This window comes from Thermovibrio sp., from assembly GCA_015488335.1.
In the GTDB taxonomy this organism is placed as follows: Bacteria; Aquificota; Aquificia; order Desulfurobacteriales; family Desulfurobacteriaceae; genus Balnearium.
The window spans coordinates 1-15,430 of sequence record WFNZ01000026.1 but is presented as its reverse complement, the minus strand read 5'-3'; the positions used below and the strand labels follow the sequence as shown (position 1 = coordinate 15,430).

The 15,430-nt window shown below is 45.7% G+C and carries 17 protein-coding genes; 10 read left to right on the top strand and 7 right to left on the bottom strand.

Annotated features, from left to right (window positions below):
- The first annotated feature begins 28 nt into the window (after positions 1-28).
- Genes argH through F8H35_RS03075 form a run of 7 tightly spaced genes read left to right on the top strand, consistent with a single transcriptional unit; the run spans position 29 to position 5,797 of the window.
- Positions 29-1,414 carry an argininosuccinate lyase gene (argH, locus tag F8H35_RS03105; protein ID WP_472572115.1) on the top strand — a complete coding sequence of 462 codons (1,386 nt, stop codon included), beginning with the start codon at positions 29-31 and terminating at the stop codon, positions 1,412-1,414.
- Positions 1,407-1,769 carry a HEPN domain-containing protein gene (locus F8H35_RS03100; protein WP_472572114.1) on the top strand — a complete coding sequence of 121 codons (363 nt, stop codon included), beginning with the start codon at positions 1,407-1,409 and terminating at the stop codon, positions 1,767-1,769. Before argH ends, F8H35_RS03100 begins: the two co-directional genes overlap by 8 nt.
- Entirely contained in the window at positions 1,763-2,068 is a 306-nt protein-coding gene (locus F8H35_RS03095) for a nucleotidyltransferase domain-containing protein (protein ID WP_472572113.1), read from the top strand. Before F8H35_RS03100 ends, F8H35_RS03095 begins: the two co-directional genes overlap by 7 nt.
- A 1-nt stretch (position 2,069) precedes the next feature.
- A complete protein-coding gene (locus F8H35_RS03090; protein WP_472572112.1) occupies positions 2,070-2,933 on the top strand; it encodes a transketolase in 864 nt (287 codons plus the stop codon).
- Positions 2,934-2,943: 10 nt separating this feature from the next.
- Positions 2,944-3,882 (top strand): transketolase family protein, encoded by a 939-nt coding sequence (locus tag F8H35_RS03085; RefSeq protein ID WP_472572111.1) that lies wholly within the window; start codon positions 2,944-2,946, stop codon positions 3,880-3,882.
- Entirely contained in the window at positions 3,879-5,180 is a 1,302-nt protein-coding gene (locus tag F8H35_RS03080) for a S41 family peptidase (RefSeq protein ID WP_472572110.1), read from the top strand. Before F8H35_RS03085 ends, F8H35_RS03080 begins: the two co-directional genes overlap by 4 nt.
- The gene (locus F8H35_RS03075) at positions 5,177-5,797 is read left to right on the top strand and encodes an alpha/beta fold hydrolase (RefSeq protein WP_472572109.1); all 621 of its coding nucleotides are present in this window, start codon (positions 5,177-5,179) and stop codon (positions 5,795-5,797) included. The genes F8H35_RS03080 and F8H35_RS03075 overlap by 4 nt, the downstream gene beginning before the upstream one ends.
- On the opposite strand, the gene rapZ is transcribed toward F8H35_RS03075, so the two are convergent.
- From rapZ to F8H35_RS03055, 4 genes are read right to left on the bottom strand one after another with little or no spacing between them, the layout of a single operon-like run.
- Complete coding sequence (gene rapZ, locus F8H35_RS03070; RefSeq protein WP_472572108.1) at positions 5,769-6,656, bottom strand: RNase adapter RapZ; 888 nt, start codon at positions 6,654-6,656, stop codon at positions 5,769-5,771. The genes F8H35_RS03075 and rapZ overlap by 29 nt on opposite strands.
- Positions 6,653-7,444, bottom strand: coding sequence for an NHL repeat-containing protein (locus F8H35_RS03065; RefSeq protein WP_472572107.1), 792 nt, complete (start codon positions 7,442-7,444; stop codon positions 6,653-6,655). The genes rapZ and F8H35_RS03065 overlap by 4 nt, the downstream gene beginning before the upstream one ends.
- The gene (locus F8H35_RS03060; RefSeq protein ID WP_472572106.1) at positions 7,435-8,307 is read right to left on the bottom strand and encodes an NAD(+)/NADH kinase; all 873 of its coding nucleotides are present in this window, start codon (positions 8,305-8,307) and stop codon (positions 7,435-7,437) included. Before F8H35_RS03060 ends, F8H35_RS03065 begins: the two co-directional genes overlap by 10 nt.
- Complete coding sequence (locus tag F8H35_RS03055) at positions 8,297-8,974, bottom strand: ATP-binding protein (RefSeq protein WP_472572105.1); 678 nt, start codon at positions 8,972-8,974, stop codon at positions 8,297-8,299. Before F8H35_RS03055 ends, F8H35_RS03060 begins: the two co-directional genes overlap by 11 nt.
- A gap of 58 nt (positions 8,975-9,032) precedes the next feature.
- Here F8H35_RS03055 and mqnC point away from each other — a divergent pair, with 58 nt between their 5' ends.
- On the top strand, positions 9,033-10,115 hold the full coding sequence (gene mqnC, locus F8H35_RS03050) for a cyclic dehypoxanthinyl futalosine synthase (protein ID WP_472572104.1): 1,083 nt from the start codon (positions 9,033-9,035) through the stop codon (positions 10,113-10,115).
- On the opposite strand, the gene F8H35_RS03045 is transcribed toward mqnC, so the two are convergent.
- Positions 10,087-10,710 (bottom strand): hypothetical protein, encoded by a 624-nt coding sequence (locus F8H35_RS03045; RefSeq protein WP_472572103.1) that lies wholly within the window; start codon positions 10,708-10,710, stop codon positions 10,087-10,089. The genes mqnC and F8H35_RS03045 overlap by 29 nt on opposite strands.
- The gene (locus F8H35_RS03040) at positions 10,707-12,509 is read right to left on the bottom strand and encodes a methyl-accepting chemotaxis protein (RefSeq protein WP_472572102.1); all 1,803 of its coding nucleotides are present in this window, start codon (positions 12,507-12,509) and stop codon (positions 10,707-10,709) included. Before F8H35_RS03040 ends, F8H35_RS03045 begins: the two co-directional genes overlap by 4 nt.
- Before the next feature lie 100 nt (positions 12,510-12,609).
- Between F8H35_RS03040 and F8H35_RS03035 the strand changes: the two genes are divergently transcribed.
- Together F8H35_RS03035 and F8H35_RS03030 are read left to right on the top strand one after the other, a co-directional pair.
- The gene (locus F8H35_RS03035) at positions 12,610-13,896 is read left to right on the top strand and encodes a class I SAM-dependent RNA methyltransferase (protein ID WP_472572101.1); all 1,287 of its coding nucleotides are present in this window, start codon (positions 12,610-12,612) and stop codon (positions 13,894-13,896) included.
- On the top strand, positions 13,893-14,801 hold the full coding sequence (locus tag F8H35_RS03030) for a dihydroorotate dehydrogenase (RefSeq protein WP_472572100.1): 909 nt from the start codon (positions 13,893-13,895) through the stop codon (positions 14,799-14,801). Before F8H35_RS03035 ends, F8H35_RS03030 begins: the two co-directional genes overlap by 4 nt.
- On the opposite strand, the gene F8H35_RS03025 is transcribed toward F8H35_RS03030, so the two are convergent.
- On the bottom strand, positions 14,802-15,311 hold the full coding sequence (locus F8H35_RS03025) for an energy transducer TonB (protein ID WP_472572099.1): 510 nt from the start codon (positions 15,309-15,311) through the stop codon (positions 14,802-14,804). It abuts the gene before it with no gap.
- Positions 15,312-15,430: the final 119 nt, after the last annotated feature.

Genomic DNA, 15,430 nt, shown 5'->3' with positions numbered 1-15,430 from the left:
ATAGAATAGGGCAAGTAGGAGGTGGAGTTTGTCTGAGAAGAAGCTCTGGGGCGGTCGGTTCAAAGAGAGCACGAACGAGCTTGTTGAGGAGTTTACTGAGTCTGTTTCTTACGATAAGAGGTTAGCTCCCTTTGACATAGCAGGAAGCATTGCCCACGTAAAGATGCTTGAGAAACAGGGAATATTAAAGCCTGAAGAGGCTGAAAAGATAATTAAAGGGTTAAACCAGGTTCTCAAAGAGATTGAGGAAGGGAATTTTCAGTGGAAGAGAGAGCTTGAAGACGTCCATATGAACGTTGAGAAGAGGCTGACTGAAATTGTTGGCCCGGTTGGTGGGAAGCTCCACACTGGAAGGTCAAGGAACGACCAGGTTGCAACAGATGTCAGGCTCTACGTAAGGAAAGAGATTGAGGAGATTTTAGACCTATTAAAGGCTCTCCGCAGGGCCTTCTGGAAGCAGGCTAAGGAGAACTTAGACGTTGTTATGCCGGGATACACCCATCTCCAGATAGCCCAGCCGGTTCTCTACTCCCACCACATGCTGGCCTACTATCAGATGTTTAAGAGGGATGAAGAGAGGTTCAGGGATACTCTAAAGAGGGTAAACATTTCACCCTTAGGCTCTGCAGCCCTTGCAGGAACGAGCTACCTGCTGGATAGAGAATTTACAGCTAAGCTCCTGGGGTTTGAAGGAGTAACAAGAAACAGCATGGATGCAGTAAGCGACAGAGATTTTGTAGCTGAGACAATTTTCAACTGCGCAATGGTTATGATGCACCTCTCAAGGCTCTCTGAGGAGCTTGTTCTTTGGTCAACAGAGGAATTTGGGTTTGTGGAGCTCCCCGACGCTTTCTGCACCGGAAGTTCAATAATGCCCCAGAAGAAAAACCCCGACGTTTCAGAGCTCACAAGGGGTAAAACCGGAAGAGTTTACGGAGACCTGGTCGCAATTCTCACCGTTCTCAAAGGGCTTCCGTTAACCTACAACAGAGACCTCCAGGAAGACAAAGAGCCCCTCTTTGACGCAATAGACACAGTAAAACTCTCTCTCAAAGTCAACGCTTTAATTGTTGAGGGAATGAAGCCCAAGAAAGAGAGGATGAGAGAACAGGCCAGAAAGGGTTTCTCATTGGCAACAGACCTTGCAGACTACCTTGCCAAAAAGGGTGTTCCGTTCAGAGAAGCCCACAGGATTGTCGGAGAGCTTGTTGCTTACTGCTTAGACAAAGGAAAAGGACTTGAAGACCTCTCTTTAAATGAGTTCAGACAGTTCTCAGACAAGTTTGATAAAGACGTTTTAGACCTTATGAGCGTTGAAGGTTCCATAAACAGCAGAAACATAACTGGCGGAACCGCAAGGGAACAGGTAGAGAAGGAGATAGAGCGAATTAGAGAGGAAGAAGGCTTTGAGTAAGAAGCAGGCGTGGTTTAAGCTTGCAAAGTATGATCTTGAAACTGCTAAAGCGATGTATGAGACGGATAGATTTAGATACGTTCAATTTATGTGCCAGCAGGCTATAGATAAACTCTTTAAAGGTTTAATCACCGAAAATTCATTTCCTCCGCGCATTCATGACCTCGTAAGGTTAGCAGAACTTGCAAAATTAGAGTTTAAAGAGGAAGAACTTTTAATGCTGGAAAAACTTTCCTCCCTATATCTTCGTATTAGATATTTTCCAGACGAGGAGATATCCCGTTACAGTGCTGAGAAATTTTTAAAATTTACGGAGGATTTGTGTCACAGGTTCTTAAAAGAAATAAAGTGGTAGATTTAGCAAAAACGTTTGCCAGAAAATTGATAGAGTCTGGCTTTATACCGGTTAAAGAGATTTACCTATACGGCTCCTACGCTCACGGAACCCCCGATGAATGGAGCGATATTGACATAGCAGTTATCACAGATAGGGACCTTGATTTTGAAAGTTTGATTGAGATTGAAGCAAAAGTAAGAATGTTTGCCAGAAAAATAGATATCAGGATAGAACCGTTAATCTTCACTCCATCTGATGAGCTTGGATTTGTTGAATCAGAGGTTAAAAAAGGTATTAGAATCTACTCGGAGGTTTGAAATGATAAGGTTTGAGCCCTCCTTTTTTTTAGAGAGGAACAGGGATATAGACGAAGTTACACTCAGGGCAATAGCGAGGGAAGTCAGGAAAGACATTCTGAAGATGACCTCCGAAGCTCAGTCTGGGCACCCCGGCGGAGCAATGTCTGCAGCCGATATCATAGTTACTCTTTACTACTACAAAATGAGACACAACCCTGAAAATCCAAAATGGGAAAAGAGGGACAGGTTCGTTCTCTCAAAAGGACACGTCTGCCCGGCCCTGTACTCAGTTCTCGCAAGAACTGGCTACTTCCCATTAGAAAAGCTCCACGAGTTCAGGAAACTTAACGGAGATTTACAGGGACACCCGGACATGCACAAAACACCGGGTATAGAAATAAGTACAGGCTCTTTAGGCCACGGAATCGGAGCAGCCGTTGGAATGGCCTTAGGACTGAAGCTTGATAAGAGCGATAGCAGAGTTTACTGCATGATTGGAGACGGAGAGGCACAGGAGGGAAGCGTTTGGGAGGCAAGCATGGCAGCTTCCCACTACAACTTAGACAACCTTGTTGTAATCCTTGATAACAACAACCTCCAGATAGACGGCCCTGTTGACGATGTAATGTCTATCTACCCGGCAGTTGAGAAGTGGAAAGCCTTTGGCTGGCACGTTATTGAGATAAATGGCCACGACTTTAAAGAAATAAAAGCAGCTTTAGACGAGGCAGACAGTGTTAAGTTCAAGCCCACAATGATAGTTGCAAAAACTGTTAAGGGTAAAGGTGTTTCGTTTATGGAGAACAGGGCAGAGTGGCACGGAAAGGCTCTCTCGCCAGACTTACTTAAAGAAGCACTGAAAGAGCTGGGAGAGATTGTTTAAGGAGGAAGAGATGAAAAAGGTTAGCCTGAGGGATGCCTACGGAGAGACACTGGTTGAGCTTGGGAAAGAGGACGAGAGAATCGTTGTTCTTGATGCAGACCTCTCGGGTTCAACGAAAACAGCCAAGTTCGCAAAAGCCTTTCCTGAAAGGTTTTTTAACTTCGGAATTGCAGAAATTGATATGATGAACGCAGCTGCAGGCCTTGCAACAACCGGGAAAATTCCGTTTGTAAGCACTTTTGCAATATTTGGAACTGGAAGGGCATGGGAAGCTGTTAGACAGACAATATGTTATCCAAACTTGAACGTAAAGATCGTTTGTACCCACGGTGGAATAACTGTAGGAGAGGATGGCGCTACCCACCAGGCACTTGAAGATGTAGCCAATATGAGAAACATTCCAAATATGAGGGTTATTGTTCCCGCTGACGATATTGAGACAAGGCAGGTAATAAGAAAGATCGCTTATACAGACGGTCCGTTCTACGTAAGGTTAACCAGGGAGAAATTTCCAAGGATATTTGATGAGAGCTACAGATTTGAAGTTGGGAAGGGGCACGTATTAGTTGAGGGAGAGGACGTTACTGTAGTAGCAAACGGTGTTATAACCTCATTTGCCCTACTTACAGCCGAGAACCTTGAGAGGGAGGGAATTTCCGTAGAAGTGATACATATGCCAACTGTTAAACCGATAGATACCGAGCTTATAGTAAAATCGGCAAGTAAAACGGGAGCCGTTGTAACGGCTGAGGAGCACTCAATAATAGGGGGATTGGGTTCGGCAGTGGCTGAAGTTCTGGTAGAAAACTATCCTGTCCCGATGGAAAGGCTTGGAACTCCTGATGTTTTTGGCCGTTCTGGAAAGGGATGGGAGCTCCTCCACTACTTCGGCCTTGACGAGAAGGGAATAGAAGAAAAAATCAAAAAAGTTCTTGAGAGGAAAAGATGAGAACAGGACTTAAAAAGGCTCTCTTCTTCCTAACTCTTTTTCTTTTTATCTTCCTCGTTGGTAAAAGCTCCATCTCCGCAACTGTTAAACAGAACGCGTCTGAAAGTGAACTGAAGTACATAAGGCTCTTTATGGAGGCATACCAGCTCGTAAAGGAACGATACGTAGAGAAAAAGAGCCCAAAAGTCCTGTTTGAGGGGGCAATTCAGGGGATGCTGAACAAATTAGACCCCCACTGTACTCTCTTTACCCCCGACCAGCTCAAAGAGTTTCAGATAGAGACCAGCGGTGAGTTTGGAGGGCTTGGAATCCAGATAACAAAAACGAAAGATGGAAAACTCCTGATAATCACGCCGATAGAGGATACCCCGGCCTACAGGGCAGGAATAAAGCCTGGAGACATAATAGTCAAGATAGACGGGAAGAAAGTCACTCCCGATATGACCCTCTCTGAAGCCGTTAAACTGATGAGGGGCAAGCCGGGAACCAAAATAACGATCTGGATATGGAGAAAGGGCTGGGCTGAGCCCAAACCTTTCACAATTACAAGGGCGATAATAAAGATTAAGAGCGTTAAATACAGGATTCTGCCTGGAGATATCGGCTACATAAGGTTTATAATGTTCCAGAGGACGTCCGTTGATGAGTTTAAGAAAGCCCTTGAAGCCCTTGAGAAGGATAAGAAACTCCAGGGAATTATTGTTGATGTTAGGAACAACCCGGGAGGACTTTTAGATTCAGCCGTTGCAATAAGCGACTTCTTCCTGCCAAAAGGAAAACTCATCGTTTACACAAAAGGAAGGATTCCAGAGAGTATTAAGAAGTACTACTCTCTCCACGACCCAATAGTTCCAACGGACATTCCTGTTGTTATGCTTGTAAACGGCGGAACGGCAAGCGCTGCTGAGATTCTGACGGGAGCTCTACGCTACAACGACAGGGCAGTTGTAGTTGGAGAGAAGACCTTTGGTAAGGGCTCCGTTCAGACCCTCTACCCGTTAGACATGGGATACGCCGTTAAGATAACAACGGCCAAGTACTACATGCCAAACCACAAGTGCATAGACGGTAAAGGAATTGAGCCAGACATTGTTGTGAAACTCTCTAAAGAGGACATTGAGACCCTCAAGAAAGAGTTTAAGGAGATGGAAGAGCACCCGGAAAAGACTGAAGAGATAAGGAAGAAGCAGGAAAAGAGGATAGACAACCAGCTAAAAAGGGCTATGGAAGTTATCAAGGAGTTCCACCTTTTTAAAGTCCTGACAGGAAAGGCTGAGGAGGGGAAAAAGGCGGCGTGATATTTACCCTCCACGGCTGGAGTTTTGACAGACGAGTTTGGAGAGGCACACCCTTTGAAGGTGGGAATCACATAGAGCTCCCCGGCCACGGGGAGTCTCCCTTTAAATCAACAGACCTTTTGGAACTCTCTAAGGAAATCGGAAAAGCTCTTCCCGAGAAAACTGTTCTTGTTGGCTGGTCTTTAGGTGCAACCGTTTCTCTACTTGTGGGAGCTCTCTACCCGGAAAAGGTGGAAAAGCTTATCCTTTTCGCCCCAACTATCCGGTTTTCAGGCATCTCTCAGCCCGAACCTGTCGTTGAGCGTTTCCTTAAAAAGTTAAGAAGGAACTTTCAGAAAACCGTTCTTGAGTTTAGAGCTCTCTGTTCAAAAAGGGAGCTCCCGATTCCAGAGCTCAACCCTGAAACTGCAACGGAGCTCCTTGAGAGTTTCGCCCGATTTGACCTCTCTCCTTACCTGAAAAAGGTTGAAGTGCCGGTGGAGATAGCGGTCGGAGAGGAAGACTCAATTACGGGAGTTAAGGGAGCTCTCTCCGTTTTCAAGGGATTAAAGAATGCAAAACTGACGGTTTACCCCGAAAAAGACCACCTCACTGTTCTCTACTCACCTTCTTCCTAACCTTCTGTTCCCTGTGCTCAACGTAAATTTCGTATTGGGGAAACTCCTCTGCCACTCTGTTTGCAAGGGCTTCGGCAAAAACCACAGACCTGTGCTGGCCACCTGTGCAGCCAACGGCGTAGGTTATGTAAGCTTTCCCCTCCTTTTCATAAAGGGGAAGTGTAAGGCGAACAAAGTTCAGAATCGCATCAAGGGTCTTCCTTGACTCCTCGTAGCCCATAACAAACTCTTCAACGTCAGACTCCATACCGGTCTTCTCTTTCAGGTGTGGGACGAAGTGGGGGTTGGGGAGAAACCGGACGTCAAAGACGTTGTCGGCCGTGTGAGGAATGCCATATTTGAAACCGAATGAGAGGAAGTTGACCTGAAGCTGAGGCTTTCCCGTCTCAAGGAGCTCCTTAATGAGCCTTTTTAGGTCGTGGTAGGTCAGGTTGCTCGTATCTATAACCCTGTCAAAGGAGTCTTTCAGCCTCTCGTAGAACTCCTTTTCCCTCTCTATCAGCCTTTCCAGGCTTTCGCCGGGGTAGTACCGCTGGAACGGATGGGGACGCCTCGTCTCCTTAAACCTGTTTATCAGAGTATCCTTATCTGCGGTGAAGTACCAGATTTCAACTCCCGGGAACTCCTCCTTTACCTGCTTGAAGAGCTCCCCGGCAGACTCTTTAAACTCCGGGTTCCTAACGTCTGCAACCAGGGCAGCCCTCTCAATTTCCGGATTCCTCTCTATGAGGGAGAGGAGCTCCGGAACAAGAGCCGGCGGAACGTTGTCTATACAGTAAAACCCAAAGTCCTCTAAGTGCTTTACTGCACTTGACTTCCCAGCTCCAGCCTCTCCAGTTATTATGAGGACCTTCTTCACCTCTTAATCTCCAGAACCTTAACGTCGTTCATCATAAACTCGGGAACGAAGAGCTTTCCTCTGTAGTAGCCTATATCTGCAGGGGAGATGAGGTTTTTGGCAACAAGTGAAACTTTACCGTTCTTCAGAGCGTAAATCTTACCGGCAGAGAAGTCTGAGAAAATGATTGTACCATCTTCAGCTACAACAACGCCGTCAAGGTTCTCAAAACCTGAAGCGAGGGTCTTTATCCCGCCGTCAACCTCAAGGACTTTTCCACCACCCCAGCTGACAACAATCATTTTTCCGCCAGGAATAAAGGCTATACCGTTGGGCCCCTGAAGTTTAGGGCTTTTAACGTAAACCTTAACGGAGCAGTTATCGGCATCTACCTGGTAGATCGTGTTTGTCTGGGTGTCCGAAACGTAAACTTTCCCCTTGTAGGAAGCTGTATCGTTGAGGAACTTCGCTCCGGGAACGTTAATTACTCTCAGAACCTTCCCCGTTTCGGGGTCTGCAACAACAACTCTGTCTATGTCTGCAACGAAGAGCTTTCCCCTGCAGAATGTTATCCCCTTTGGGGCGTTAAGGCCTGTTATGAGCTTATCTTTCAGAATCTTCCCGTTAAGGTCTGCAAGCGTAATGTAGCCGTCGCCATCTTTTCTGTCCGGTGGCAGGCCGCCGATGTTTGAGATGTAGAGCTTGCCGTTAAACTCCTGTGCACTCTCAGGGGTTTTAAGCCCCTGATTGATGTTGAAGAGGAAAACAACTGCGGCAAAAAGGGCTGTAACTCCTGCCACTATCCCCATTTCAGTTTCTCCCTTAAAGTTTGGTAGTAGGACTTCTTAGGATCTCTGAGAATCAAAAGGTCGTAAGGAGAACGGGTTATCTCTATCAGGTCGCCGAGGCGGAGCTCTATCCCCTCCTGACCGTCAAATACAACCATAACGTTCTCACTCTCCGTCTTCAAGCTGGCAGTAAGGCAAACTTCCCCCTTTAAAACTAAAGGTCTTAGTGTAAGTGTGTGGGGGCAGATAGGCGTTAAGAGCATCGCATTTAAGGTTGGATAAATTATCGGTCCACCGGCAGAGAGGGAGTAGGCTGTTGAACCTGTTGGTGTTGCAACTATAACTCCGTCTCCTCTAAAGGTGGTAACGTAATCTCCGTCCGCCTTTACCTCTACCTCTATGATTCTGGCAAGTGTATCCCTCTTTATGGCAACCTCGTTGACGCACCTGTAGATTGAGACGTGGCCGTTTTTCCTTACAACTTTAACCCTCAGAACTGGCCTGTTCTCAACTATAAACTCTCCTTTAAGGAGTCTTTCTATACACTGGTCAATTTCATCTATTGAAATTTCCGTTAAAAAACCAAGAGTTCCAAAGTTTATACCTAAAAGAGGAACGGGCCTCTTATCTATAAGTTTTGCAACAGTTAAAAAGGTTCCATCACCTCCTAAAACCAGTATAACGTCTACCTTATCTGGAAGAAGAAGCCTGTCAAGAACTTTCACTTCACTACCGCACCACTCCTTTCCCACAAGGCGGCACGACTCTTCGTCTGTATAAACCTTAACTCCCTTCTCAAGGAGCTTCTTGACAACTTTCTTAAAACCCTCTCCGCTTTCAGGTTTTGTAGGGTTTGCAACAACTCCAACCCTCTTATACGCCAACCTTTCTCCTGTCATGACCTTCCACCTTAACTATTTGGCACATATCGTAGATGCGGGATTCTGTCCTTTCATCAAACTTCTCAACAAAAGTTTCCCCCGAAATGTCGTCAAAACGGAGGTTGGTAGTAATTATCGTCGGAAGACTCTGGGTATACCTGTAGTTCACTATCTCGGATAGGATGTCTTTTGCCCAGTCTGTATTTCTCTCGGCTCCAACATCGTCCAAAACCAGCAGGTGCACCTTCCTTACAGAGTCAAGTATCTCAGAGGCTGATGCTTTCCCCTCGTAGGAGCTCTTAAGGTCTATCAGAAGTCCTCGAAAATCGCAGAAGATTCCCTTTAAACCCTTGTACTCAACCACGTTCCTTAGGGTGGCAACTGCCAGATGTGTCTTTCCCGTTCCGGGAGGACCGTAGAGGAGAATTCCTCTATTAACGTAGGGAAAACGGGAAAAAAAGTTGATACACGTTTTTAAAGCCTTTAGCTGGTAAGGGGTTTCTGGGTTAAAGTTCTTAAAACGGCAGTTCCTGTAGCGGACCGGAATGCCGGCTTCTTTCAGATAGACTTTACTGAGCCTTTCAAACTGACAGCGGCACCTCTTTGCAATCCGCCGGCCATCTATCTCTTCAATAATCCAGCCGGTTCCCCGGCATATTTGACACTCCAAGTTTTACCCCTTAGACTTCAACTGTTGGCTTAATCTAATTATAGTCCGGAGAGGTGAAATGGACTTAAAGGAGAAGATAATTTCCGGGGAGAGAATAACAGAAGACGAGGCTCTAAGGCTTTTAAGGAATGAAGACCTGCTAACCTTGGGGCAGCTTGCAAACTTCATCAGGAACAGGATTCATCCGGAAAGAGAAGTGACTTTTGTTATAGACAGGAATATAAACTACACAAACGTGTGTGTCTGCAGGTGCAGGTTCTGTGCCTTCTATAGGGAAAAGGGAGCTCCCGACGCCTACGTTATAGACAAGGAAACACTGAGGAAGAAAATTCAGGAGACCATAGACCTTGGAGGGACAGCAATCCTCATTCAGGGAGGACTCCACCCCGATTTAGGAATTGAATACTACGAGGAGCTCCTCTCATTCATAAAGAGTGAGTTTCCCCAGATTCACGTCCACGGCTTTTCTGCCCCTGAGATTGTTCACATTTCAAGAGTTTCAGGCCTCTCCGTTGAGGAGGTTATAAGGCGGCTGAAAGAGGCGGGCCTTGGCTCAATTCCCGGCGGGGGAGCTGAAATTTTAGTTGACAGGGTAAGGATGAGAATTGCCCCCAACAAGGCAAAAACAAAGGAGTGGTTAGAAGTTCACAGAACTGCCCACAGATTGGGTCTTAAAACCACGGCAACGATGATGTTCGGCAGTCTGGACACAGACGAGGACATTGTGGAGCACCTGAGGGTCATAAGGGAGCTCCAGGACGAAACCGGCGGCTTCACGGCCTTTATCCCGTGGAGCTACCAGCCAGACAACACAGAGCTTGGAAAAGAGGTAAAGGAAAAGGCCAGCGGAGAAAGGTATTTAAGGGTTCTTGCAGTTTCCAGAATTTACCTTGACAACTTCCAGAACGTTCAGGCCTCGTGGGTTACTCAGGGTGGAAAAATGGCGCAGGTGGCACTGAAATTTGGAGCAAACGACTTTGGCTCATTGATGATAGAGGAGAACGTTGTTGCAGCAGCAGGTGTGAAGTTCAGAATGCCCCTATCGGAGATTTTGAGACTCATAAGAGACGCCGGCTACGTTCCCGTTCAGAGGGATACACTGTACAGAAAACTCAGGCGTTTTGAAGAAGTAACTCCTTAACGTGGCTAACGTAGTGGTCCATTATAAACTTCATAATGTTAAAGTTGGTCTTAACGACTTCGCAGCCGGCCAGGAGGCCATCTCTTCGCTCCTCATCCCAAAGAACCTTTACCGTAATAACCTTCTTCTCCTGAATGAGAGTAAGGAACTCTCCTCTCTTAACAACTCCCTTTCTCTGCCCTTTAAGGAAAAGTTTTATTCCTTTCAAACTCATATCAAAAATGTAAACCTGTCTGATAACCCTATCCTTCCTCTGAAGTTTAAACTCCCCCACCTCTTCAGGGCAGAAAGAGAAACGCTCAAAGAGTCTTCTATCCTTTGATGAGTCTTCCTCTATAACGATTTTACACTCCCCATCCTTTAGCTCCTGGGCGTAGGCCTTCACTATGTTAAAACGCCCACCGTTGAAGGGCTCAAGTATTAAAAACTCCCTTCCCTCAAGAAGTTTCTCTATCTCAGGGGGAAGGAAGGAGTAGGCAATCATCTCCTTCTCTGAAACTTTCCGAGTTTTAAAGCTAAAAAGGATAGGGAGCTCCAGAGCATCTTTAAACTTTGAACACCTTATCTTCTCAAAGAGTATTCCGTCGTATCTCATTGAAGCTTCATCCGTTCAACTAATTTTTCAAAGGCATCGGCAACTTTTTCAGCGTAACCCTCAAACTCCTCAAAGAGCTTATTGTCAACCTTGCCTTTCCTTGCCTGTTCAACCACTTCTTTTGCAACCCTAAACGCAGATTCAAGGTTCTCCTCTAAAAGATTTATAACATCTGACAGGTCAACCCTCTTAAGCTGGCGGAGTTCTTTATCCAACCACTCCTTTAAAGGGGACTGGTCAAACTCTAAGAGAAGTGGATTCTCAAGTGAGGATGGGAGTTTCGCAAGCCAGTCGGAGAAGAGCTCCATTCCTTTTATAACTACGGAGAGTTCTCCGATGTTGAAGTAAGAAAGGTTCTCATGAACAGTTTTTATTGAAGAGCGGGTTGAGAAGATCCTGTTCTGAAGTTTTCTGAATATCTCCTGGAATCCCGTTATTTCCGTATTAATAGATGAGATGTTATCTCTAACTGTATCAAGAGCACTGACCTGCTGGTTAATTGAAAAGAGAACATTGTTCGTAACCTCTATAAGAGACTCAACAGACTCCCTTATAGCCTTAAGAACTTCTTCCGTTTTCGCCATTTCAGACTTAACGCTGATAGCTTCGGTAGCCCTTTCCTCAAGGTTCTTAGAGAAATCCTCTATTTGAGTGATTATATTTCCAACTATATGGCCGATCTCCTCAGCAGAGGTTACCGTCCTTGCAGCAAGTTTCCTGACCTCTTCAGCAACTACGGCAAATCCCCTTCCTGCCTCTCCAGCCCTTGCGGCCTCTATGGCAGCGTTAAGTGCAAGAAGGTTCGTCTGATCAGCAATGCTCTTAATGGTCTCAACAACGTTCTGGATTTTTACAGAACTCTGCTGGAGCTCCTCTATCTGATTCCTCAGAGAAATAACCTTGTCTGCAAGCTCCTGAACGTCGTTAACAGACCTTGAAACAATGTTGGCACCTTTCTCCGTTTCTTTATCTACCCTTTTAACCTCTTCTGAGGAAACATTTATAAGCCTGTTCACATCTGCAATGGAGCTTGCAAGAACTTCAGAGGAGACGGAGAGCTCCATAAACTTGTCTTTGACATCTTTGTTCTTCAGGTCTGTGTTGAAAAGCTCGGCAACCAGCATACTTGCCTCTGTTGAAACCTTTGCAGAGAGCTCCTCAAGTTCCTTAAAGGTCTCCCTTATCCAACCGAGGAACTTGTTGAACTCTTTGGCAAGCTCTCCCAATTCATCGTTCCTCTTAACCTGAAGTTCCTTCGTAAGGTCTCCTCTCTCAATATCTCTCATAGTTCTTGACATTTCACTTAAAGGAGCAACTATAGCCCTGTAAGTGCTTAAAGCTCCAATTCCTATGATGATCAAACTGAAAAGAGGAATTATCCGAACAACATCTTCAGCGGAAGTGAGAGTGGTATTAGCCTCTTCCTTTATTTTACTTTCAAGCCTTTCAAGTTCAGACTCTTTCTGACGGAGCTCCTTTATCAGCTCATCAGAGCTCTTCTGTCCGGTTACAGAAGAAGCAGCTGAAAGGAGGAGAGAGTAAACTTTAGTGGCCTGAGGGTCTGAGTAACTGCTCACCTTCAGAGCCGCTTTTTCAAGTTCTGCTGCTGCCCGTTTCCTATCACCAGACATTATTAATGATTCAGCATTCAGAAGCTCTTTTTCAAGCTGAGCAACAGTCTCTCCGAACTTATACTTACTCCGATAGTCTTCAATCTTATGGTAGGCGAATTCAGTTAAAAGAAGGATTATTAAGACTTCAACGATAAGAGATACAACAAGTTTGGTTTTAATCCTCATATCCTCTCTCCTCTCCACAAGTTTTCCGATTGGTTAATACTTAAAGTCTATTATCGCAACAAATTCGTATAATTCAAGAGCTTAAAGAAGGAGGTTTCCTTTGGGCAAACGGTTCAAGCTGAAAATAGAGAAGCTGGTCTACGGCGGTAGAGGATTGGGAAGGCTCAACGGAAGGGCGGTTTTTGTTCCTTTTACAGCTCCTGGAGACCTTGTCTTAGTAGAAGAAAAGAGCAGAAAGAGCGGATACAGCGAAGCTGAAGTTGTAAAAATTCTGGAGAAGAGCCAGGACAGGATAGAACCGGTCTGCCCATACTTTGGAAGGTGTGGAGGGTGCGACTGGCAGCACATAAAGTACGAAAAGCAGGTTGAGTATAAGAGGGCAATCTTAGAAGAGAACCTTCAGAAGATAGGAAAGATTAAGAAACCCAACATAGACGAGGTAATTCCTTCGCCCTCTCCGTGGCACTACAGGAACAGGGCTCAGATTAAGGTAAGAAACGGGAAAGTGGGGTTTTTCGCAAAGAACTCCCATCAGATTGTTGACATAGACAGATGCCCACTTCTTAAAGAGGATATAGCTGGAATTTTTCCAAAGCTCAAGGAGCTCCTCAAGTTCCTACCATCTGAGCCTTCAGAGTTCCACGTCTACTCCTCGGGGAAAGGTGAGGTTCTCCTGAAAATCGTATTTCAGGGAAGGTTCAAGCGGTTTGAGATTCCAGTTGAGAAGGTAAGGGAAATCCTGAATGTTAACCTTGCGGGCTACGGAATCTACAGGCAGTCAAACGGATTTCCTGAAAGGGTAAGGTTTTTCGGAAAGGACTTCTCATACGAGTTCACGGAGAAGTTCAAGTTCAGGGTAAGTGCCGACTCTTTCTTCCAGGTAAACAGGTTCCAGCTTGAGAACCTGATAAACAGGGTTTCAAAAGTTGCAATGGAGCACCAGTACATGCTGGCAGGAGACCTCTACTGCGGGGTTGGAACACTGACGATTCCGGTGGGCAGGTACGTCCACAGGGCTTTTGGTATAGAGGCAAACTTCTCGGCAGTCAGCGACGCCCTCTACAACAAGGATATAAACGGCCTGAGAAACGTCAGTTTCTACTGCAGGGAGACGGAAGAGGGGCTTCCCATACTAAAAGAGCACAACCCAGACCTTGTAATCGTTGACCCGCCACGGAGCGGGCTTAATGAGAAGATAATAAAAACAATAGCTAATCTTTCAAGGCTTAAAAAGGTTGTTTACGTATCGTGCAACCCTTCAACCCTGGCAAGGGACATAGCAACGTTCCACCGCTACGGTATAAATATGGAGAGGGCAAAAGTTATAGACATGTTCCCTCAAACGTTCCACGTTGAGACAATAGCCTACTTGAGGAAGGTTCGGTGATGCTAAAGACGGAGCTCTTTGGAGTTGAGTTTGAGAACCCTGTCTGGACTGCTTCCGGAACGTTCGGCTTCGGCCTTGAGTACGCTCCATATGTAGACTTAAACAGGGTTGGAGCCGTTTGCGTTAAGGGTCTTTCAATAAAACCGAGGGAAGGGAACGAGCCGCCGAGGATATGGGAAACTCCCTGCGGAATGTTAAACGCCATAGGCCTCCAGAACCCGGGGGTTGAGTACTTTGTTGAGAAGATTGTGCCGGAGCTCCAAAAATACCGGTGTAGAGTTGTTGCAAACATCTACGGCTCAACGGTTGAGGAATATGCAGCTGTAGCGAAGGCCTTAAAGGGAGTTGATGGCGTTGATGCCATAGAGCTCAACATCTCCTGCCCAAACGTTAAGAAGGGAGGGCTGGCCTTTGGCGTTGACCCGGTTGAGGCTGCAAGACTTACAGAGGCTGTGAAAAAGGCAACAGATAAACCGGTAATTGTTAAGCTCTCTCCAAACGTTACAGACATCGTTGAGATAGCAAAGGCGATAGAATCTGCCGGAGCAGACGCCCTCTCTGCCATCAATACGCTCCTTGGAATGGCAATAGACATAAGGAAGAGAAAACCGAGGATTAAAAATAGATTCGGGGGACTCTCTGGCCCTGCGATTAAGCCCGTTGCCGTAAGAATGGTTTATCAGGTTTCAAAGGCCGTTTCTATTCCTGTAATTGGAATCGGGGGAATCTCAACCTGGGAAGATGCCGTTGAGTTCTTCCTTGCAGGGGCATCAGCAGTTCAGGTTGGAACAGCAAACTTCTTCAACCCTAAAGCTGTTGAAGAGATAGTTGAGGGACTTGAGAGTTACCTGAATGAAATGGGATACTCCCACATCTCTGAGCTCGTTGGAGACCTGAGGGAGTAACTACTTTAGTTTGTAGCGAATGGTTAAATCCGTCTCAAATTTCCCTCTTGGTGGGGGCAGGAAGTGGCACTTTTTAAGAGTTTTAACAGCCGCCTTTTTAAGGATTTCAGAATCTGATGAGAGAACAGAAACGGAGAGGAGCTCTCCTTTACTCCCTATAACAATCTTTAACTTTACCCTACCCTCTATTCCCATCCTCCTTGCAATCAGCGGGTAGAACTTGTTTTTTTCAACTTCCTGAAGAACAAACCTTAGATAGTTTTCCCTATCTTTTTTATCCGCCCTGTTCTCTCCGTTTTCTTTTGTTTTTTGCGGAGCTCCCGCCAAACCACCGGAAATCGGACTTCCAGAAACCATATTTCCCACCTTTTCTACCGGCGTCTGCTCTCTATGGAGAAGAGGGGAGCTCCACTTTCCCTCTTTTAACCTTGCTCTAACATTACTGTTATTAACACTTCTTGTCCTTAAACCTGCAACTGCTCTATCAGAAAAACTCTTTTTTACCAACACTTTAGTCAGATTACCATTCTCAGATTTAGAAAATTTTTTCTGTTTTGATTCTCTAACTTCTCGGTAACTTCTCTTAGAAGCAAATTTTCTCTGATTTTTTATGGATTTGATTTTCCCAT